Origin of the sequence: Escherichia sp. SCLE84 (assembly GCF_012584495.1) — a bacterium.
Lineage (GTDB): Bacteria > Pseudomonadota > Gammaproteobacteria > Enterobacterales > Enterobacteriaceae > ECMA0423.
The window spans coordinates 4,341,258-4,361,198 of sequence record NZ_CP051430.1; the positions used below are offsets into that span (position 1 = coordinate 4,341,258).

21 protein-coding genes are annotated in these 19,941 nt (G+C 54.5%); 13 read left to right on the plus strand and 8 right to left on the minus strand.

Annotated elements, in window-relative coordinates:
• Nucleotides 1-27 precede the first annotated feature (27 nt).
• Complete coding sequence (gene mutS / locus HGD79_RS21025) at nucleotides 28-2,589, minus strand: DNA mismatch repair protein MutS (protein ID WP_021534487.1); 2,562 nt, start codon at nucleotides 2,587-2,589, stop codon at nucleotides 28-30.
• A 75-nt stretch (nucleotides 2,590-2,664) separates the two neighbouring features.
• On the opposite strand from mutS, the gene HGD79_RS21030 reads away from it, so the two are divergent.
• Entirely contained in the window at nucleotides 2,665-2,844 is a 180-nt protein-coding gene (locus tag HGD79_RS21030; RefSeq protein ID WP_000611928.1) for a hypothetical protein, read from the plus strand.
• A 31-nt stretch (nucleotides 2,845-2,875) separates the two neighbouring features.
• Nucleotides 2,876-3,229 carry a nitrous oxide-stimulated promoter family protein gene (locus HGD79_RS21035; protein WP_000015498.1) on the plus strand — a complete coding sequence of 118 codons (354 nt, stop codon included), beginning with the start codon at nucleotides 2,876-2,878 and terminating at the stop codon, nucleotides 3,227-3,229.
• A 36-nt stretch (nucleotides 3,230-3,265) separates the two neighbouring features.
• Here the strand turns inward: HGD79_RS21035 and flhA are convergent, their stop codons facing one another.
• The 6 genes from flhA to hypA all read right to left on the minus strand — a co-directional run bounded on the left by flhA (nucleotide 3,266) and on the right by hypA (nucleotide 9,035).
• Nucleotides 3,266-5,344, minus strand: a complete 2,079-nt coding sequence (gene flhA, locus HGD79_RS21040; protein ID WP_001297144.1) for a formate hydrogenlyase transcriptional activator FlhA — start codon at nucleotides 5,342-5,344, stop codon at nucleotides 3,266-3,268.
• A 73-nt stretch (nucleotides 5,345-5,417) separates the two neighbouring features.
• A complete protein-coding gene (hypE, locus tag HGD79_RS21045; protein ID WP_001059968.1) occupies nucleotides 5,418-6,428 on the minus strand; it encodes a hydrogenase maturation carbamoyl dehydratase HypE in 1,011 nt (336 codons plus the stop codon).
• Nucleotides 6,425-7,546, minus strand: coding sequence for a hydrogenase formation protein HypD (hypD, locus tag HGD79_RS21050; protein WP_001212982.1), 1,122 nt, complete (start codon nucleotides 7,544-7,546; stop codon nucleotides 6,425-6,427). Before hypD ends, hypE begins: the two co-directional genes overlap by 4 nt.
• Nucleotides 7,546-7,818, minus strand: coding sequence for a hydrogenase 3 maturation protein HypC (gene hypC, locus HGD79_RS21055; protein WP_000334881.1), 273 nt, complete (start codon nucleotides 7,816-7,818; stop codon nucleotides 7,546-7,548). The genes hypD and hypC overlap by 1 nt, the downstream gene beginning before the upstream one ends.
• Nucleotides 7,809-8,681: a hydrogenase nickel incorporation protein HypB gene (gene hypB, locus HGD79_RS21060; protein ID WP_000337665.1), complete on the minus strand. Its 873-nt coding sequence runs from the start codon at nucleotides 8,679-8,681 to the stop codon at nucleotides 7,809-7,811. Before hypB ends, hypC begins: the two co-directional genes overlap by 10 nt.
• 3 nt (nucleotides 8,682-8,684) lie before the next feature.
• On the minus strand, nucleotides 8,685-9,035 hold the full coding sequence (gene hypA, locus HGD79_RS21065) for a hydrogenase maturation nickel metallochaperone HypA (protein ID WP_001299100.1): 351 nt from the start codon (nucleotides 9,033-9,035) through the stop codon (nucleotides 8,685-8,687).
• A gap of 211 nt (nucleotides 9,036-9,246) precedes the next feature.
• Here hypA and hycA point away from each other — a divergent pair, with 211 nt between their 5' ends.
• The 11 genes from hycA (at nucleotide 9,247) to HGD79_RS21120 (ending at nucleotide 18,397) form a co-directional block, all read left to right on the plus strand.
• Nucleotides 9,247-9,708 carry a formate hydrogenlyase regulator HycA gene (gene hycA / locus HGD79_RS21070; RefSeq protein WP_000158056.1) on the plus strand — a complete coding sequence of 154 codons (462 nt, stop codon included), beginning with the start codon at nucleotides 9,247-9,249 and terminating at the stop codon, nucleotides 9,706-9,708.
• Between the two features lie 124 nt (nucleotides 9,709-9,832).
• The gene (gene hycB / locus HGD79_RS21075; RefSeq protein ID WP_001079181.1) at nucleotides 9,833-10,444 is read left to right on the plus strand and encodes a formate hydrogenlyase subunit HycB; all 612 of its coding nucleotides are present in this window, start codon (nucleotides 9,833-9,835) and stop codon (nucleotides 10,442-10,444) included.
• Nucleotides 10,441-12,267, plus strand: a complete 1,827-nt coding sequence (hycC, locus tag HGD79_RS21080) for a formate hydrogenlyase subunit 3 (protein WP_168848493.1) — start codon at nucleotides 10,441-10,443, stop codon at nucleotides 12,265-12,267. Before hycB ends, hycC begins: the two co-directional genes overlap by 4 nt.
• Before the next feature lie 2 nt (nucleotides 12,268-12,269).
• Nucleotides 12,270-13,193, plus strand: a complete 924-nt coding sequence (gene hycD / locus HGD79_RS21085) for a formate hydrogenlyase subunit HycD (protein ID WP_000115224.1) — start codon at nucleotides 12,270-12,272, stop codon at nucleotides 13,191-13,193.
• Between the two features lie 17 nt (nucleotides 13,194-13,210).
• Nucleotides 13,211-14,920 (plus strand): formate hydrogenlyase subunit HycE, encoded by a 1,710-nt coding sequence (hycE, locus tag HGD79_RS21090; protein WP_139496407.1) that lies wholly within the window; start codon nucleotides 13,211-13,213, stop codon nucleotides 14,918-14,920.
• Between the two features lie 9 nt (nucleotides 14,921-14,929).
• The gene (gene hycF, locus HGD79_RS21095; protein ID WP_000493792.1) at nucleotides 14,930-15,472 is read left to right on the plus strand and encodes a formate hydrogenlyase subunit HycF; all 543 of its coding nucleotides are present in this window, start codon (nucleotides 14,930-14,932) and stop codon (nucleotides 15,470-15,472) included.
• On the plus strand, nucleotides 15,472-16,239 hold the full coding sequence (gene hycG / locus HGD79_RS21100) for a formate hydrogenlyase subunit HycG (protein ID WP_000067399.1): 768 nt from the start codon (nucleotides 15,472-15,474) through the stop codon (nucleotides 16,237-16,239). The genes hycF and hycG overlap by 1 nt, the downstream gene beginning before the upstream one ends.
• Entirely contained in the window at nucleotides 16,236-16,646 is a 411-nt protein-coding gene (hycH, locus tag HGD79_RS21105; protein WP_001291921.1) for a formate hydrogenlyase assembly protein HycH, read from the plus strand. Before hycG ends, hycH begins: the two co-directional genes overlap by 4 nt.
• Nucleotides 16,639-17,109: a hydrogenase maturation peptidase HycI gene (gene hycI / locus HGD79_RS21110; RefSeq protein WP_000132962.1), complete on the plus strand. Its 471-nt coding sequence runs from the start codon at nucleotides 16,639-16,641 to the stop codon at nucleotides 17,107-17,109. Before hycH ends, hycI begins: the two co-directional genes overlap by 8 nt.
• A 42-nt stretch (nucleotides 17,110-17,151) precedes the next feature.
• Complete coding sequence (locus tag HGD79_RS21115; RefSeq protein ID WP_168848540.1) at nucleotides 17,152-17,907, plus strand: hypothetical protein; 756 nt, start codon at nucleotides 17,152-17,154, stop codon at nucleotides 17,905-17,907.
• Nucleotides 17,908-17,977: 70 nt separating this feature from the next.
• Entirely contained in the window at nucleotides 17,978-18,397 is a 420-nt protein-coding gene (locus HGD79_RS21120; protein WP_000126294.1) for a helix-turn-helix domain-containing protein, read from the plus strand.
• Between the two features lie 113 nt (nucleotides 18,398-18,510).
• Here the strand turns inward: HGD79_RS21120 and ascB are convergent, their stop codons facing one another.
• The gene (gene ascB / locus HGD79_RS21125; RefSeq protein ID WP_000110316.1) at nucleotides 18,511-19,935 is read right to left on the minus strand and encodes a 6-phospho-beta-glucosidase AscB; all 1,425 of its coding nucleotides are present in this window, start codon (nucleotides 19,933-19,935) and stop codon (nucleotides 18,511-18,513) included.
• Nucleotides 19,936-19,941 lie beyond the last annotated feature (6 nt).

The window sequence follows — 19,941 nt, forward strand, 5'->3', positions numbered from 1 at the left end:
ATAGCAAAAGACTATCGGGAATTGTTATTACACCAGACTCTTCAAGCGATAAATCCACTCCAGCGCCTGACGCGGAGTCAGTGAATCCGGGTCGAGATTTTCCAGTGCTTCGACCGCAGGCGAAGTTTCTTCTGGCACTGACAGCAAAGACATCTGCGTACCATCCACTTGCGTAGCGGCGGCGTTCGGCGAAATGCTTTCCAGCTCACGCAGTTTTTGCCGTGCGCGCTTAATAACCTCTTTCGGTACGCCCGCCAGAGCAGCAACCGCCAGACCGTAGCTTTTGCTCGCCGCGCCGTCCTGCACGCTGTGCATAAAGGCGATAGTGTCGCCGTGCTCCAGCGCATCGAGATGTACGTTGGCGACGCCTTCCATTTTCTCCGGTAGCTGGGTCAGCTCGAAATAGTGGGTGGCAAACAGCGTCAATGCCTTAATCTTATTCGCCAGATTTTCTGCGCACGCCCACGCCAGCGACAGACCATCGTAGGTGGACGTTCCACGCCCGATCTCATCCATTAACACCAGACTGTATTCGGTGGCGTTATGTAAAATATTGGCGGTTTCAGTCATCTCCACCATAAAGGTTGAGCGCCCGGAAGCCAGGTCATCTGCCGCGCCTACGCGGGTAAAGATGCGATCGATAGGTCCAATCTCGACTTTTTGTGCCGGTACATAGCTGCCGATGTAGGCCATCAGCGCAATCAGTGCGGTCTGGCGCATATAGGTACTTTTACCGCCCATGTTCGGGCCGGTAATAATCAACATACGGCGCTGCGGCGACAGATTCAGCGGGTTAGCGATAAATGGCTCATTCAGTACTTGTTCAACTACCGGATGGCGACCTTCGGTAATGCGAATGCCCGGTTTATCAATGAAGGTCGGGCAGATGTAGTTCAGGGTATAGGCCCGTTCCGCCAGGTTAACCAGCACGTCGAGTTCCGCCAGCGCGCTCGCGCTCTGTTGCAACGCTTCCAGATGCGGCAACAGCAGGTCGAACAGCTCTTCATAAAGCTGTTTTTCCAGTGCCAGTGCTTTGCCTTTTGAGGTGAGAACTTTATCTTCGTACTCTTTTAGCTCTGGAATGATGTAGCGCTCGGCGTTTTTCAGCGTCTGGCGACGCATGTAGTTGATGGGTGCCAGATGGCTTTGCCCACGGCTGATTTGAATGTAGTAGCCGTGCACCGCATTAAAGCCAACTTTCAGCGTGTCCAGGCCGGTACGTTCACGCTCGCGGACTTCCAGACGCTCCAGATAATCGGTCGCGCCGTCAGCCAGCGCGCGCCACTCATCCAGCTCTTCGTTATAGCCCGATGCGATAACACCACCGTCGCGTACCAGCACCGGCGGTGTGTCGATGATTGCTCGCTCCAGCAGATCGCGCAGCTCGGCAAACTCGCCCATCTTCTCACGTAGCGCCTGTACCGGTGCACTATCGACAGTTTCTAACTGCGCACGCAGCTCCGGCAGTTGCTGGAAAGCGTGGCGCATACGGGCCAGATCGCGTGGGCGAGCAGTTCGTAAAGCCAGACGTGCCAGAATACGTTCCAGGTCGCCGACCTGACGCAGTACCGGCTGCAACTCGGCGGTGAAATCCTGCAATGCGCCAATAGTTTGCTGGCGCTCAAGCAACACGCGGGTATCGCGCACTGGCATATGCAGCCAGCGTTTCAGCATACGACTACCCATCGGCGTGACGGTGCAGTCGAGCACAGAAGCCAGCGTATTTTCCGCACCGCCCGCCAGGTTCTGAGTAATTTCCAGGTTACGACGTGTCGCGGCATCCATAATGATGCTGTCCTGCTCACGTTCCATGGTGATAGAACGAATATGCGGCAGGGTCGTGCGTTGGGTATCTTTCGCATACTGCAACAGACAACCGGCAGCACAAAGTCCGCGCGGCGCGTTCTCGACGCCAAAACCGACCAGATCGCGGGTGCCAAATTGCAGATTCAACTGCTGGCGCGCGGTGTCGATTTCAAACTCCCACAGCGGGCGACGGCGCAGGCCGCGACGGCCTTCAATCAGCGACATCTCGGCGAAATCTTCTGCATACAGCAGTTCCGCCGGATTAGTGCGTTGCAGCTCTGCCGCCATCGTTTCGCGGTCGGCCGGTTCGCTCAGGCGAAAACGCCCGGAGCTGATATCCAGCGTCGCGTAGCCGAAACCTTTGCTGTCCTGCCAGATAGCCGCCAGCAGGTTGTCCTGACGCTCCTGTAACAGGGCTTCATCGCTGATGGTGCCTGGCGTAACGATACGCACAACTTTGCGCTCAACCGGACCTTTGCTGGTCGCCGGATCGCCAATTTGTTCGCAGATGGCAACGGACTCTCCCTGATTCACCAGTTTGGCGAGATAGTTTTCCACCGCATGGTAGGGAATCCCCGCCATCGGGATCGGCTCTCCCGCCGAAGCACCGCGTTTGGTCAGTGAAATATCCAGCAGTTGCGACGCGCGTTTTGCGTCGTCATAAAACAGTTCATAAAAATCACCCATCCGGTAAAACAGCAGGATCTCGGGATGCTGGGCTTTCAGCCTGAGATACTGCTGCATCATGGGCGTATGGGCGTCGAAATTTTCTATTGCACTCATGGGGTTATGTCCGGTTCCCTGATATTAAATGGGGTGTGATGGTTTTTATTTTCGTTGTAATCACATAAGGCGCACATGATACCGGAGTTAATCATTTCAGGGGAAGAAGCGAACGGTGAGTTCTTGATGCTGGTTCCGGGAAAGATGCTGTTTTGCAGCTTTTGCGTGATGCTTATGAAGCAAGTACGCAAAATTGCGTCGGTTGGCGAACCTTTCTTCTTTAGAGTCATAGTGCCCTTTAAGATTAAGATGTAATATAAATACATCTTAATGAGGTGGAGGCAGCATGTCCGGCAAGCGTATCTCTCGTGAAAAACTGACGATTAAAAAAATGATCGATCTTTATCAAGCGAAATGCCCGCAGGCGTCAGCGGAGCCGGAGCATTACGAGGCGTTGTTTGTTTACGCGCAAAAGCGGCTGGATAAATGTGTGTTCGGCGAAGAGAAACCAGCCTGTAAGCAGTGTCCGGTGCACTGTTACCAGCCTGCAAAGCGTGAAGAGATGAAACAGATTATGCGTTGGGCCGGGCCGAGAATGCTGTGGCGTCATCCGATCTTAACCGTGCGTCATCTCATCGATGACAAGCGTCCGGTGCCAGAACTGCCGGAAAAATATCGTCCGAAAAAACCTCGTGAATAGTATGCCGGACAGGCAGATCTGTCCGGCAATTTGCAGTTAAATCAATGCCGATTTATCAATTCCCAGCCGCTTCATCCGTGACAGCAGGGTCGTGCGTTTCAGCCCCAGACGTTGCGCAGCGCCTTTAGGCCCGGCAACCACGCCGTTGGTTTCTTTCAGCACGCGAACAATCAACTGATATTCATCTTCGCCCTCCTGGGCGACAACCGTTGCGGCAGGCGGCGTTTCAGGTTCCGGTAAAACAATATCTGGCAATGACAGCTGCAGCACGTTACCGCGTGTTAGCAATACCGCGCGCTCAATGACGTTTTCCAGTTCGCGTACGTTACCCGGCCACTCCATGTTGCTCAAGGTGCGCAGCGTCTCGGCAGGAATGCTGTCGATATTGCGCCCCAGACGACGGGCAATTTTGAAGGTAAAGGCTTTCGCCAGCAGCGGAATATCTTCCGGACGCTCGCGTAGTGGCGGCAGGTGAATCGGGAATACGTTCAGGCGGTAATAGAGATCGCTACGGAACTCACGGTCGGCGACCATTTTTTTCAGATCGCGGTTAGTCGCGGCGATTAGACGCACGTCCGTCTGAATGATTTTGTTGCTGCCGAGACGTTCAAACTCCTGTTCCTGCAATACACGCAGCAACTTTGGCTGTAACTCCAGTGGCATATCGCCCACTTCGTCGAGGAACAGGGAGCTTTTATCCGCCAGTTCAAAACGACCAATGCGCTGGGCGCTGGCACCGGTAAAAGCCCCACGCTCATGACCAAACAGATCGCTTTCCAGCAATCCGGCAGGCATCGCCGCGCAGTTCATTTTGACCATGCGGCGATTATTACGCCCACTGAGATTATGGATCGCACGGGCAATCAGCTCTTTACCCGTGCCAGTTTCACCGAGGATCAGCACGGTACTGTCACTTTGCGCCACCATTTCAACTTGTTTAAGCACGCTGTACATGGCTTCGCTGCGGCCAATAATCTCGCCAAATTCACTATCAACATTGTTGAGCTGCTCGGTCAGGGCGAGGTTTTCATCAACCAGCCGTTCTTTCAGACGATGGATTTCCTGATAGGCGAGGGCGTTATCGACAGCGATTGCCACACGTTCGGCAATCTGGCGCAGTAAATTCAGATTGGTAGTGGTAAACACTTTCTCTTCGCATTGCGCCAGTTTCAGCACGCCCAGCATGGTGTCGCCAGACATCAGCGGTAACAGGCACAAGGTTTGAATCTGGTTGCCCCAGGTGTCGAACAACATGCGTTCATAGGGGGCTAAATCGTCCCGCTCGTGGAGATTGATCAGCAGCATCTCTTTACTTTTGAACACGCGTTCGGTGAGGGTTCCGGCTTCATCGACTTCGCTCTGTTCGTGGGCGGGATGTTGTTTATCAAGATAGTGAGTGGAGTAGATGTTGAGTTTGTTTTTACGGTGGCTGCGTAAGACGATACTGATATCGTCAATGTCGAAATAGTAATGGATTTCTTTGGCGACTTCGCTGACCAGTTCGTCCATATCCAGGCGGGAAAGCACCGCGTTGGTAATGGCAACCAGGATGCGGAAGTTATCGCGCTCCCGGCATAACAACTCATAGTCGACATTGTTGACGACGCGGCTCTGGATTTGTTCGGTGACGACAGAAACGATCTGCGTAAATGTTTGCAGACGATTGAACTCTTTTTCGCTCCAGGGGCGATCGTCATAACGAATAAATTCACAGCCACCAAAAATATGCCCTTCCGCCGCCAGTGGCATCAGGCAATAGTGACCAAATTTTGGGTATAGCCCACCTGCGGCCAGCTGCGGCCAGGTTTCACAAAATTCTTCGTAACTGCAATGCAGCGTATCAGGGCGCGACAAAATGCTGCGTACCGGACCGTGTGCCAGAACAGTTTCGTCTTCATATTTAATGGGGGTGTCTTTTTCACGCGACGCGTAATAAGACGCACGTTGAGTCTGCGCTTGCCACAACACAATAGCCGCGTTGTCGGCGAGCGCAGAACGCTTTACCAGTTGCGAAAGAGCCTCACACAGCGAGGCCAGATCGGGCTGCTGCAATAGTGTCCGAGTGATGTCGAACAACCCTTGCTGTCCGAGATCACTCATCGGTGTATATGACATTTTGTTCTTCCAGGAAAGCACCGCAAAGCGGTGCAAAAGGTCATTGACTAACTATAGGAGATTTAGAATTTTATTAGCATATACGCGGAAGCGGTTCGGCGTGTGGTAAATCGAGGGTTCGTTTCACGCCATACAGACCGGCAAGACGAACACCTTTACGTTCCACCACTTCACCAATCAGCGCCGCGTCTTTCCCCAGTGGATGGGAATGTAACGCTGCCAGCACTTGCTCTGCCGCGTTGCGTTCAACGGCGATCACCAGTTTGCCTTCGTTGGCAAAGTTAAGGGCGTCCAGTCCCAGTAGTTCACAAACGCCGCGCACAGCAGGTTTAACCGGCAGTGCCGCTTCTGAAATTTCAATACCACAACCGCAGGCTGCCGCGAACTCATGAACTACCGCGTTCACACCACCACGGGTGGCATCACGCAGCGCTTTCACGCCGGGAATGTCACGCAGCGTCTGAATAAGCGGCGTCAGTACCGCGCAGTCGCTGACCAGTTCGCCATCCAGCCCCAGCTGCTCACGCAGGTTAAGGATAGTCGCCCCGTGGTCCCCGAGCGTGCCGCTAACCAGTAATACATCGCCTGCGGTTAGCGTCTGTGCGCCCCAGTGAATATTCGCCGGAATTGCGCCCATGCCAGCGGTGTTGATAAACAGTTTATCTGCCGCGCCGCGCTGCACCACTTTAGTATCGCCAGTGACGATGGCAATGCCTGCCGCGCGCGCGGTTTCTGCCATGCTGGTCACTACGGCTTTCAGTGTCTCCATCGGCAATCCTTCTTCGAGGATAAAGCCACAGGAGAGATAGCGCGGAATAGCGCCACTGACCGCAACGTCATTGGCTGTGCCGCAAATCGCCAGCTTGCCGATATTACCGCCAGGAAAGAACAGCGGGTCAATGACGTAACTGTCGGTGGAGAACGCCAGACGGTCGCCTTCCGCTACCAGCTGCGCCAGCTCAAGACGTGCCTGATCTTCCTGTTCTGCCAGCCACGGGTTGGCAAAGGCTTCCATAAACAGGCTGTTGATTAATTGCTGCATCGCCTGGCCGCCGCTGCCGTGGGCGAGTTGGATATTATTCACGCTTCACTCTCCTGCTGACGATACTGATACCACGCGGCGCACGCTCCTTCGGAGGAGACCATCAGTGCACCAAATGCGGTTTGAGGATTACAGGTGTTACCAAACAGCGGGCATTGATGCGGCTTACATTTGCCCGTTAATACTTCACCACAACGTGCGCGCGGGTCATCGCAGACCTGCTGCGGTGCCGGGCGGAAATGCGCTTCGGCATCGAATCGTTGATAATCTGGCGTCAGGTGTACACCAGAAGATTCAATCACGCCTAAGCCGCGCCATTCGCTGTCGCCGTTGACACAGAACACATCGGCAATCGCCTGTTGCGCCAGCAGGTTACCGGCATCCGGTACCACCCGACGATACTGATTCTCTACCTTGCTGTGGGCCGCTATTTTCTGCTCCACCAGCATGACCACGCCTTGCAGTAGATCAAGCGGTTCGAAACCAGCCACCACCAGCGGACGATGAAAATCGCTGGCGATAAAATTATAGGCATCAGTGCCGATAACCATACTAACGTGGCCCGGCGCGAGGAACGCGTCGATACCGTTATCCGGCTGTTCCAGCAAACTGCGAAGCGTCGGGATAAGCGTAATATGCTGGCAGAAGAAGTAAAAATTCTGCACATCACGCGCTTTCGCCTGTTGCAGAGTGATGGCGGTGGTCGGCATGGTGGTTTCAAAACCTAAGCCGAAGAACACCACTTTGCGGGTTGGATTCTCCTGCGCCAGTTTCAACGCATCCATCGGCGAGTAAACGATGCGCACATCGGCACCGCGTGCTTTTGCCTGCAACAGCGAACCCTGTTTCCCTGGTACGCGCATGGCGTCGCCAAAGGTACAGAAGATGACTTCCGGATGGCTGGCAATCTCCACGCAGGTGTCGATTCTACCCATCGGCAGTACGCACACCGGGCACCCCGGACCGTGGATAAACTCAACGTTTTCCGGCAGTAACTGGTCGAGGCCGAATTTAAAGATAGCGTGGGTATGACCGCCACACACTTCCATAATCCGCAGAGGGCGTTCGGCGGTGTAAGAGAGATGTGAAGCACGTTCGCGCAGATGCTCAATTAACTGCATCACCTGTTCCGGCGCGCGATATTCATCAACAAAACGCATTATTTTTCCTCGCCATACAACAGCGCGCCGACATCCGGCTCAACGTCAAACATGTTTTGTAAGGCGTCGAGAGTGTCGCGTGCTTCGGCTTCATTAATTACGCTCATGGCAAAGCCAACGTGTACCAGTACCCACTGGCCCACGCGCGGCTGACCGTTTTCATCGCAGCTGCCGACTAACGTTAAATCGACATCGCGCTGAATGCCGCAGACGTCGACTTTCGCCTGGTTGCCGTCAATGGTGCGGATCTGGCCGGGAACGCCTATGCACATCGCTGTGTCTCCAGCCAGTTCAGCCACTGGTCCATCCCTTCGCCGCTGGTGGCGGAAATAAGGATGATTTCAATTTCTGGATTGACTTCGCGGGCGCAGGCGATGCACTTTTCAACGTCAAAGTTGAGATACGGCAAAAGGTCAACTTTGTTGAGCAGCATCAGCGAGGCGGCGGCAAACATATGCGGATATTTCAGCGGTTTGTCTTCACCTTCGGTAACGGAAAGCACCGCCACTTTGTGTTTTTCACCGAGATCGAAGCTGGCCGGGCATACGAGGTTGCCAACGTTTTCGATAAACAGAATACCGTTATCGTCCAGTGGCAGACGCGGTGCGGCGTCGGCAATCATCTGTGCGTCAAGATGGCAGCCTTTACCGGTGTTCACCTGAATCGCTGGTGTGCCGGTAGCGCGAATGCGTGCGGCATCGTTCACGGTTTGCTGGTCACCTTCAATAACCGCGCACGGAACGCTGTCTTTCAGGCGCATTAAGGTTTCCGTCAGCAGGGTGGTTTTACCGGAACCAGGGCTGGAAACCAGGTTGAGCACCAGTTGCTTGCGGGCAGCAAAGCGCGCGCGGTTGCGTTCAGCCAGACGGTTGTTTTTGTCCAGCACGTCAATTTCGACTTCCAGCATCCGACGCTGGCTCATGCCCGGTGCGTGAGTGCCCGCTTCGCCATGACCGTAATGCAGGTCGCCTTCTTCAGTCTGGCTGGGGGTAAATTCAGGCGCTTTAATGCCGGTGATTTTCATCTTCGGGCGTGCCGCCGGGGCAAATGGCGCGCTACGAAACGCGGAATGAGGGTTATGTTCATCACCCTCGATATACAGGTTGCCTTCACCGCAACCGCATGTTGTACACATCGCTCACTCCTGGTCTATTTCTATCCGCCGAATCTGTAAACCGTCGTCTGCCACAATCTGTAGCATGTCACCATGACACTGTGGACAGCGGCGGACGCGCTGGGTCAGTAGCGTCACATACTGTTGGCATGTTTCACACCAGCATTCGGCCTCTTGTTCTTCGAGGTGCAGTTTACAACCTTCCGCCACGCTGCCGCGGCAAACCAGATCAAAACAAAAGGCAAGAGAGCTGGTTTCGACACAAGAAAATGCGCCAATTTTGAGCCAGACCCCAGTTACGCGTTTTGCGCCGTGTTTTGCGGCCTGCTGTTCGATCAATTCCAGTGCCCGTTGGCAGAGGGTTATTTCGTGCATATCGCCTCCCATTAACTATTGCCAGCTACAAGCAATAATTGTGCCAGTGTTGATTATCCCTGCGGTGAATAATGTCGATGATGTCGAAATGACACGTCGACACGGCGACGAAATTCATCTTTAGCTTAAAAATCTCTTTAATAACAATAAATTAAAAGTTGGCACAAAAAATGCTTAAAGCTGGCATCTCTGTTAAACGGGTAACCTGACAATGACTATTTGGGAAATAAGCGAGAAAGCCGATTACATCGCACAGCGGCATCGTCGCCTACAGGACCAGTGGCACATCTACTGCAATTCGCTGGTTCAGGGGATCACGTTATCGAAAGCGCGCCTGCATCACGCCATGAGCTGCGCGCCGGACAAAGAACTCTGTTTCGTCCTTTTTGAACATTTTCGTATTTACGTCACCCTGGCGGATGGCTTTAACAGCCACACCATCGAGTATTACGTCGAAACAAAAGATGGCGAAGACAAACAGCGGATTGCGCAGGCGCAACTGAGCATTGACGGCATGATTGATGGCAAGGTCAACATCCGCGATCGCGAACAGGTTCTGGAACACTATCTCGAAAAAATCGCTGGCGTTTACGACAGCTTATACACCGCCATTGAAAACAATGTGCCGGTGAATTTAAGCCAACTGGTAAAGGGACAAAGCCCGGCAGCATGAGCTGAGGCTTTGCCCGTTTTGCAGGCGTTACGCCTGTTTGGGGATGGGCGTGTCGATGAGTGTCGAAAATGACATTTCATCGGCATGTTTTCGTCAAAAATGACAATCACCTGAGGAATGCCTGGTGAATCGTTTTGTAATTGCTGACTCCACGCTCTGTATCGGCTGCCACACTTGTGAGGCCGCCTGTTCAGAGACGCATCGCCAGCACGGCCTGCAATCAATGCCGCGCCTGAGAGTGATGCTAAATGAAAAAGAATCTGCGCCGCAGCTCTGTCACCACTGTGAAGATGCACCCTGCGCGGTGGTCTGCCCGGTTAACGCCATCACCCGCGTTGATGGGGCCGTGCAGTTGAATGAAAGCCTGTGCGTAAGCTGCAAGCTGTGCGGCATCGCCTGCCCGTTTGGCGCAATTGAATTTTCCGGCAGCCGTCCGCTGGATATTCCTGCAAATGCCAATACCCCGAAAGCGCCACCGGCACCGCCTGCTCCGGCGCGTATCAGTACGCTGCTTGACTGGGTGCCGGGTATTCGCGCGATCGCCGTCAAATGTGACCTTTGCAGTTTTGATGAACAAGGTCCGGCCTGCGTGCGGATGTGCCCGACCAAAGCCCTGCATCTGGTGGATAACACCGATATCGCCCGCGTCAGCAAACGTAAGCGTGAGCTGACTTTTAATACGGACTTTGGCGATCTCACCTTGTTTCAGCAGGCTCAAAGTGGAGAGGCTAAATGAGCGCAATTTCCCTGATCAATAGCGGCGTGGCGTGGTTTATTGCCGCCGCTGTTCTGGCATTTCTCTTTTCTTTTCAAAAGACGCTAAGTGGCTGGATAGCCGGAATTGGCGGCGCGGTTGGTAGCCTGTATACGGCAGCCGCGGGCTTCACTGTGCTGACTGGCGCGGTTGGCGTGAGCGGTGCGCTGTCGCTGGTAAGCTACGATGTGCAAATCTCCCCGCTTAACGCGATTTGGCTGATTACCCTCGGCCTTTGCGGTCTGTTTGTCAGCCTCTATAACATTGACTGGCATCGCCACGCGCAGGTGAAGTGCAACGGCTTGCAGATCAATATGTTGATGGCTGCCGCCGTCTGCGCCGTCATTGCCAGCAACCTCGGCATGTTCGTGGTAATGGCCGAAGTCATGGCCTTGTGTGCGGTGTTCCTCACCAGCAACAGCAAAGAGGGCAAACTGTGGTTTGCGCTGGGGCGTCTTGGCACTCTGCTGCTGGCGATTGCTTGCTGGCTGCTGTGGCAGCGTTATGGCACGCTGGATCTGCGCCTGCTGGATATGCGTATGCAACAGCTGCCGCTCGGTTCCGATATCTGGCTGCTCGGTGTGATTGGCTTTGGCCTGCTGGCCGGGATTATTCCGCTGCACGGCTGGGTGCCGCAGGCACATGCTAACGCCTCTGCGCCAGCTGCCGCGTTGTTTTCTACGGTAGTCATGAAAATTGGCCTGCTGGGCATTTTAACCCTGTCGCTGCTGGGTGGTAACGCGCCGCTGTGGTGGGGGATCGCGCTGCTGGTGCTCGGCATGATCACCGCGTTCGTCGGTGGTCTGTATGCGTTGATGGAACACAACATCCAGCGCCTGCTGGCTTACCACACCCTGGAAAATATCGGCATTATCCTGCTGGGGCTGGGCGCTGGCGTAACGGGTATCGCGCTCGAACAACCGGCGCTGATTGCCCTTGGTCTGGTCGGTGGTCTGTACCATCTGCTTAACCATAGCCTGTTCAAAAGCGTACTGTTCCTCGGGGCGGGGAGCGTCTGGTTCCGTACCGGTCATCGCGATATCGAAAAACTCGGTGGTATTGGCAAGAAAATGCCGGTTATCTCCATCGCCATGTTAGTCGGGTTGATGGCAATGGCTGCGCTGCCGCCGCTGAACGGGTTTACCGGGGAATGGGTTATCTATCAATCCTTTTTCAAACTGAGCAATAGTGGCGCGTTTGTTGCCCGTCTGCTGGGGCCGCTGCTCGCTGTGGGTCTGGCAATTACCGGTGCGCTGGCGGTGATGTGTATGGCGAAAGTCTATGGCGTCACGTTCCTCGGCGCGCCGCGTACCAAAGAAGCCGAAAACGCCACCTGTGCGCCGCTCCTGATGAGCGTAAGCGTAGTGGCACTGGCGATTTGCTGCGTAATTGGCGGTGTTGCTGCGCCGTGGCTGCTGCCGATGCTCTCTGCTGCTGTACCTCTGCCGCTGGAGCCTGCTAACACCACCGTTTCTCAACCGATGATCACGTTGCTGCTGATTGCCTGCCCGCTGCTGCCATTCATCATTATGGCGATTTGCAAAGGCGATCGTTTGCCGTCGCGTTCCCGCGGTGCGGCCTGGGTGTGCGGCTACGACCACGAAAAATCAATGGTGATTACCGCTCACGGTTTTGCCATGCCGGTGAAACAGGCGTTTGCGCCGGTGCTGAAACTACGCAAATGGCTGAATCCGGTGTCTCTGGTGCCGGGCTGGCAGTGCGAGGGGAGTGCGTTGCTGTTCCGCCGGATGGCGCTGGTTGAACTGGCGGTGCTGGTGGTGATTATTGTTTCACGAGGAGCCTGAGAATGAGTGTTTTATATCCGTTAATTCAGGCGCTGGTGCTATTTGCCGTTGCGCCGCTGCTCTCCGGTATTACCCGCGTGGCGCGAGCCCGCTTACATAACCGTCGTGGGCCGGGTGTGTTGCAGGAGTATCGTGACATTATCAAACTGCTGGGCCGCCAGAGCGTTGGCCCGGATGCCTCCGGCTGGGTGTTCCGCCTGACGCCGTATGTGATGGTGGGCGTCATGCTGACTATCGCTACTGCGCTGCCGGTGGTGACCGTTGGTTCTCCGCTGCCGCAACTGGGCGATTTGATCACCTTACTGTATCTCTTTGCCATCGCGCGTTTCTTCTTTGCTATTTCCGGTCTGGATACCGGTAGCCCGTTTACTGCTATCGGCGCGAGCCGTGAAGCGATGCTTGGCGTGCTGGTCGAACCGATGCTGCTGCTTGGTCTGTGGGTTGCCGCACAGGTTGCCGGTTCCACCAACATCAGCAACATCACCGACACCGTTTATCACTGGCCGCTGAGCCAGAGCATCCCGCTGGTGCTGGCGCTTTGTGCCTGTGCGTTCGCCACTTTTATCGAAATGGGCAAACTGCCGTTCGACCTGGCGGAAGCCGAGCAGGAGTTGCAGGAAGGTCCGCTCTCCGAATACAGCGGTAGCGGCTTTGGCGTCATGAAATGGGGTATCAGCCTGAAACAGCTGGTGGTGTTGCAGATGTTCGTCGGGGTGTTTATTCCGTGGGGACAAATGGAAACCTTCACCGCCGGTGGACTGCTGCTGGCGCTGGTGATTGCCATCGTCAAACTGGTGGTCGGCGTCCTGGTTATCGCGCTGTTCGAAAACAGCATGGCCCGTCTGCGTCTTGATATTACTCCGCGCATTACCTGGGCTGGGTTTGGCTTTGCATTTTTAGCGTTCGTCTCCTTGCTGGCGGCGTGATTAAAGAGAGTTTGAGCATGTCTGAAGAAAAATTAGGTCAACATTATCTCGCCGCGCTGAATGAGGCATTTCCGGGCGTCGTGCTGGACCACGCCTGGCAGACCAAAGATCAGCTGACTGTCACCGTAAAGGTGAACTACCTGCCGGAAGTGGTGGAGTTTCTTTACTACAAACAGGGTGGCTGGCTGTCGGTGCTGTTTGGTAACGACGAACGCAAACTGAATGGTCATTACGCCGTTTATTACGTGCTGTCGATGGAGAAGGGCACTAAGTGTTGGGTAACGGTTCGCGTCGAAGTTGACGCCAACAAACCGGAGTATCCGTCCGTGACGCCGCGCGTTCCGGCGGCTGTGTGGGGCGAGCGCGAAGTGCGCGATATGTACGGTTTGATTCCGGTTGGTCTGCCGGATGAACGTCGTCTGGTGCTGCCGGATGACTGGCCGGATGAACTTTATCCGCTGCGCAAAGACAGCATGGATTATCGTCAGCGTCCGGCACCGACCACCGATGCTGAAACCTACGAGTTCATCAACGAACTGGGCGACAAGAAAAACAACGTCGTGCCGATTGGTCCGCTGCACGTCACTTCTGACGAACCGGGGCACTTCCGTCTGTTCGTCGATGGCGAAAACATTATCGACGCCGACTACCGCCTGTTCTACGTCCATCGCGGCATGGAAAAACTGGCGGAAACCCGTATGGGTTACAACGAAGTGACCTTCCTCTCTGACCGTGTGTGCGGGATCTGCGGCTTTGCTCACAGCACCGCCTACACCACGTCGGTGGAAAACGCGATGGGTATTCAGGTGCCAGAACGTGCGCAGATGATCCGCGCCATTCTGCTGGAGGTGGAACGCCTGCACTCGCATCTGCTCAACCTCGGCCTGGCCTGTCACTTTACCGGCTTCGACTCCGGCTTTATGCAGTTCTTCCGCGTGCGTGAAACCTCCATGAAAATGGCAGAGATCCTTACCGGTGCGCGTAAAACCTACGGCCTGAACCTGATCGGCGGGATTCGTCGCGATCTGCTGAAAGATGACATGATCCAGACCCGCCAGCTGGCGCAACAGATGCGTCGTGAAGTGCAGGAGCTGGTGGATGTGCTGCTGAGTACGCCGAACATGGAACAGCGCACCGTCGGCATTGGTCGTCTGGACCCGGAAATTGCCCGCGACTTCAGTAACGTTGGCCCGATGGTCCGTGCCAGCGGTCACGCTCGCGATACCCGCGCCGATCACCCGTTTGTTGGTTATGGCCTGCTGCCAATGGAAGTCCACAGCGAGCAGGGCTGCGACGTTATTTCCCGTCTGAAAGTGCGAATCAACGAGGTCTATACCGCGCTGAACATGATCGACTACGGTCTGGATAACCTGCCGGGCGGTCCGTTGATGGTGGAAGGCTTTACCTACATTCCGCACCGTTTCGCGCTGGGCTTTGCCGAAGCGCCGCGCGGCGACGATATCCACTGGAGCATGACCGGCGACAACCAGAAGCTGTACCGCTGGCGCTGCCGTGCCGCGACCTACGCGAACTGGCCGACCCTGCGCTACATGCTGCGTGGCAACACCGTTTCTGATGCGCCGCTGATTATCGGTAGCCTGGACCCTTGCTACTCCTGTACCGACCGCATGACGGTGGTCGATATACGTAAGAAGAAGAGCAAAGTGGTGCCGTACAAAGAACTCGAGCGTTACAGCATTGAGCGTAAAAACTCGCCGCTGAAATAAGGAATCGCCATGTTTACCTTTATCAAAAAAGTCATCAAAACCGGCACGGCGACCTCGTCTTATCCGCTGGAGCCGATTGCGGTTGATAAAAACTTCCGTGGTAAGCCAGAGCAGAACCCGCAGCAGTGCATCGGCTGCGCGGCCTGCGTCAATGCCTGCCCGTCAAACGCTTTAACGGTTGAAACCGACCTCGCCACAGGAGAGCTTGCGTGGGAGTTTAATCTCGGGCGCTGCATCTTCTGTGGACGCTGCGAAGAAGTTTGCCCGACGGCGGCGATCAAACTGTCGCAAGAGTACGAACTGGCGGTGTGGAAGAAAGAAGATTTCCTGCAACAGTCCCGTTTTGTGCTGTGCAGCTGTCGCGTCTGCAATCGTCCTTTCGCCGTCCAGAAAGAGATCGACTACGCCATTGCGCTGCTTAAGCACAATGGTGACAGCCGCGCGGAAAACCACCGCGAAAGCTTTGAGACTTGCCCGGAATGTAAGCGCCAGAAATGCCTGGTGCCGTCCGACCGTATTGAACTGACTCGCCATATGAAAGAGGCCATCTGATGAGCAATTTATTAGGCCCCCGTGACGCCAACGGCATTCCGGTCCCGATGACGGTGGATGAATCCATCGCCAGCATGAAGGCGTCGTTACTGAAAAAAATCAAACGTTCTGCCTACGTTTACCGCGTGGACTGCGGCGGCTGCAACGGCTGCGAAATCGAAATTTTCGCCACGCTTTCGCCGCTGTTTGATGCAGAACGCTTTGGCATTAAAGTCGTTCCTTCACCGCGTCATGCGGATATTTTACTGTTTACCGGCGCGGTCACCCGTGCAATGCGATCCCCTGCGCTGCGTGCGTGGCAGTCCGCGCCGGACCCGAAAATCTGTATCTCCTACGGTGCCTGCGGTAACAGTGGCGGGATCTTCCACGATCTCTACTGCGTGTGGGGCGGTACGGATAAAATCGTCCCGGTAGATGTCTACATCCCTGGTTGCCCGCCAACGCCTGCCGCCACGCTGTACGGCTTTGCAATGGCGCTCGGCCTGCTGGAGCAGAAAATTCACGCCCGTGGCCCGGGTGAGCAGGATGAACAACCGGCGGAAATCCTGCATGGCGATATGGTGCAGCCGCTGCGTGTGAAAGTGGATCGCGAAGCACGCCGCCTGGCAGGTTATCGTTACGGTCGTCAGATTGCCGATGACTTCCTGACACAGTTAGGGCAGGGCGAAGAACAGGTTGCACGCTGGCTGGAAGCGGAAAACGATCCGCGTCTGAACGAGATTGTCAGCCATCTGAATCATGTTGTAGAAGAGGCGCGTATCCGATGAGTGAAAAGGTGGTGTTCAGTCAACTGAGCCGTAAATTTATTGATGAGAACGATGCCACGCCCGCCGAGGCGCAGCAGGTGGTCTATTACAGCCTGGCGATTGGTCACCACCTTGGGGTTATCGATTGCCTGGAAGCGGCGCTCACCTGCCCGTGGGATGAATATCTGGCATGGATTGCCACTCTGGAGGCGGGCAGCGAAGCCCGCCGCAAAATGGAAGGCGTGCCGAAATATGGTGAGATCGTCATCGACATTAACCATGTGCCGATGCTGGCCAACGCATTCGATAAAGCCCGGGCAGCGCAAACTTCGCAGCAGCAGGAATGGAGTACAATGCTGCTAAGTATGCTGCATGATATTCATCAGGAAAACGCCATCTATTTGATGGTGAGGAGACTGCGTGACTGACGTTTTACTCTGTGTTGGCAATAGCATGATGGGCGATGATGGCGCTGGCCCGCTGCTGGCGGAAAAGTGCGCCGCCGCGCCGAAAGGTAACTGGGTGGTGATTGACGGCGGTAGTGCACCGGAAAACGACATCGTCGCCATCCGTGAACTGCGCCCGACACGACTGCTGATTGTCGACGCCACGGATATGGGGCTAAACCCCGGCGAAATCCGCATCATCGACCCGGATGATATCGCCGAGATGTTTATGATGACTACCCATAACATGCCGTTGAACTACCTTATCGACCAGTTGAAAGAAGATATTGGCGAAGTGATTTTCCTCGGCATCCAGCCGGATATCGTCGGCTTTTACTACCCGATGACCCAGCCGATTAAAGATGCGGTTGAAACCGTTTATCAACGACTGGAAGGCTGGGAAGGAAATGGTGGATTTGCGCAGTTAGCGGTGGAAGTAGAGTAGTTTTTCATTAAGGAATTCAGGGAATTGAACATCAGAACAGGGATGTGCGCTTTTTTATTGAGCTTAGTGCTGCCTGCACAGGCCACCAGCTTTACCGATTATCTGCCGATGAGTGACAGCGAATACGCGCAAAAGCGGGCGCTGAAACCTCTCCTGACCATGCCTTATGATGCCGAGCAAAACTGGCATTTTAGAAAAGTCGGCGTTGCTGGCGTGACGCTTGAAAAGATGCCAAATGAAGAAGATTACTGGCAATTAACCGCTAAAGACCGCGCCGGTAAATCCTGGACTGTGCCTGTGGGTATGCTGGCAAACATAGCGGGCAAAGGGCAACTCTATCGCGCCGATCTTGATCGTAACGGCATTCAGGATCTGGTTATCTGGTTACCAAGTACCGGTAATGGTCTGGCTCCTTATGCACATTTAATTCTTATGACGTTCACGCGCGAAGGCCGTCCCTGTGTCTTTGAACCCAGGGGATTCTACACCGCAAGCAAAACTGGCGTAGATGATTTGCTGGATTTGCAAGGCAATGGCCACACGCAATTGCTGGATATGCAGTTTGATTCCGGTTACTGGATAACCAGTCTGTATCAGGTAAAAGACGCCAAATGGCAGCGTGTTCACGGCTGGTTTGGCAAGTTAAGCTATCCCGCGCTCACGCATTTTACTTATACCCCCAACCGTAAACTCGTCCTCAAACCCATCGCCGGGCGCGACCCGCAAACGGAAGATCTGGCGCAGACGCAGCGTTGCTTGATAAAGGGGGATGTGCTTTATGGGGTGAACCAGAACTGACTTTTTGCAGAGTGGCTATGAGGGGGATTACGTGCAGACAGACGTCACGTTACTACAGAGAGAACAAAGAATGACTGCTAATGCTGCACGCGCTGTTAAAGCAACAAGAGAACTGGTCAATGCAGTCCCCTTTCTGGGAGGCAGTGACTCAGAAGATGATTATCGTGAAGCACTGGAACTGGTCGAATATTTGATTGAAGAAGATGACACCAATCCACTTATCGACTTTCTGGCGAGCCGCATTGCAGAGTATGAAAACAACAACGAAAAGTTTGCAGAGTTCGACAAAGCCGTTGCGGCAATGCCGGTTGGCGTGGCGTTACTTCGCACGTTGATTGATCAACATAATCTGACCTATGCGGATTTGAAGAACGAAATCGGCTCTAAATCCCTGGTCAGTCAGATTTTGTCTGGACAACGATCCCTGACAATATCCCACATTAAGGCACTTTCAGCCCGATTTGGCGTTAAGCCGGAATGGTTTCTTTGATTTTGACTGATGCCAAACCCCAGATTGCCCGATGCGCTGCGCTTATCGGGCCTACATGTCGCACGAACTATGTAGGCCGGATAAGGCGTTCACGCCGCATCCGGCACGGTTACTTACTCTAAATCTTCCCCATTACTGGCAATTACTTTTTTATACCACCAGAACGATTTCTTACGCGTGCGCGTCAGCGTGCCGTTGCCTGCGTCGTCACGGTCTACGTAGACAAAACCGTAGCGTTTGCTCATTTCACCCGTAGAGGCGGAAACTAAATCAATACAGCCCCAGGTGGTGTAGCCCATCAGCGGAATGCCATCTGCAATCGCTTCGCCCATTGCGCGGATATGTTCGCGTAAATAGCTGATGCGATAGTCATCGTTAATCTCGCCATTGGCAGCAAGTTCATCTTTTGCGCCGAGGCCGTTTTCCACCAGAAACAGCGGCTTCTGATAACGATCGTACATCATATTCATGGTGATACGCAGACCGAGTGGATCAATTCCCCAGCCCCAGTCGCTCACCTGTAGATACGGATTACGCAGCGATTTCACCACGTTCGCCGCACTGCTGTTGTTGGCGTTCATCTCCGCCGAGGCGCAGCGCGAGGCGTAATAGCTGAAAGAGACAAAATCGACGGTGTTTTTCAGGATTTCATCATCGCCCGGTGCTTTGTTGATGGTTACCCCTTTTTCGCGAAATACGCGGGCAGAGTAAGCCGGATACGCGCCGCGCGCCTGCACATCGATAAAAAACAGGTTTTCCCGATCTTTCTCCAGCGCCGCCCAGACATCTTCCGGTTTGCAGCTGTAAGGGTAGAAGTTACCGCCCGCCAGCATACAGCCCACCTGATTTTGCGGGTTAACCTCATGGGCGATTTTGGTGGCTAGCGCACTGGCAACCAGCTGGTGATGCGCGGCCTGATATTTCACCTGATCCTGATTTTCACCTTCTTCAAACACCAGACCCGCGCCGGAGAACGGGCTATGCAACATAATGTTGATTTCATTGAAGGTTAGCCAGTATTTCACCAGACCATCAAATGCTTCAAAGCAGGTTCTGGCGTAGCGGCTGAAAAACTCCACCAGCTTGCGGTTACGCCAGGAGCCATATTCGGTGACCAGATGCATCGGCACATCGAAGTGGCACAACGTGACCAGCGGTTCGATACCGTACTTTTTACACTCTTCAAAGACAGAACGGTAAAAAGCAATGCCCTGCTGATTGGGCGTGATTTCATCGCCCTGCGGAAAGAGGCGGCTCCAGGCAATTGAGGTACGGAAAACCTTGAATCCCATCTCTGCCATCAGGGCGATATCTTCTTTATAACGATGATAAAAATCCGTCGCCTCATGGCTGGGATAAAACTCGTCATCGCGCAACTGAAAACGTTTTTCCAGCCCCAGTTTCACCGCCATTCGATGCTCGCCGTGCGGGATCATATCGACCGTGGTCAGTCCTTTGCCACCTTCACGGAACGCACCTTCAGACTGGTTGGCGGCAAGCGCGCCGCCCCATAAAAAACCTTCTGGAAATACTGACATTTTCAT